This is a genomic window from Pseudoflavonifractor sp. 524-17 (assembly GCF_009935845.1).
Classification (GTDB): Bacteria; Bacillota; Clostridia; order Oscillospirales; family Oscillospiraceae; genus Pseudoflavonifractor_A.
The window spans coordinates 1-622 of sequence record NZ_QWEK01000145.1; the positions used below are offsets into that span (position 1 = coordinate 1).

Annotated in this window: 1 protein-coding gene; it reads right to left on the reverse strand. The window is 34.2% G+C overall.

Features of this window, described 5'->3' with window-relative positions:
- Positions 1-19 precede the first annotated feature (19 nt).
- Positions 20-622 (reverse strand): hypothetical protein (locus tag D1159_RS19045; protein WP_161847144.1); only part of this gene is annotated, 603 nt, incomplete at its 5' end.

Consider the following 622-nt stretch of genomic DNA (forward strand, 5'->3'; position numbering starts at 1 on the left):
AATACTAGCCGCCTTATATTTATCTTATTTTGTATGTAAATGTTTCAAATTCTCCATTTTCGCAAGGAAGATAAATATTTATACTTAATGATTTATCTGTATCATTCATAACTTGTTCTGGTACTTTAATACACCCTCTATATGTATGTGCATCTTCTAAAACGTCTAATTCTAATGTAGAATTATTGCCAATAAACGTTGTATGACCTTTTTCTATTGCGGTAATATCAATCATAAATCCATTATCATCTAAAGCACGGAATAAGTAGTCATTATAGTCAAGTTCCACATACCCACCTACATAACTTGTATGTCCATCCTCCGTTTTAACCCAACAATTTTCTAATTTTGTTTTTCCGGTATTTTTTATTGTAAATTCCATGTATGCAAGAACTTTTCCATCATCCGTTTGATATACACCGCTGTCAAGAGCGTCAATTTCTTCATCAGTTAATGGTATAAGATGTTTAGTTAGGTCGTTGGAACTGTTATATAGTCCGTTAGTAAATTCAAATTCCTTCAAAACAAATTCTGCTTTGTCTGTTGCCGCTGTATCGCCTATTGATAAACCTTGCGGTTTGCTTGTTGCGTCTGGTGTACTATCTTCCCCACCGCCGCTGGG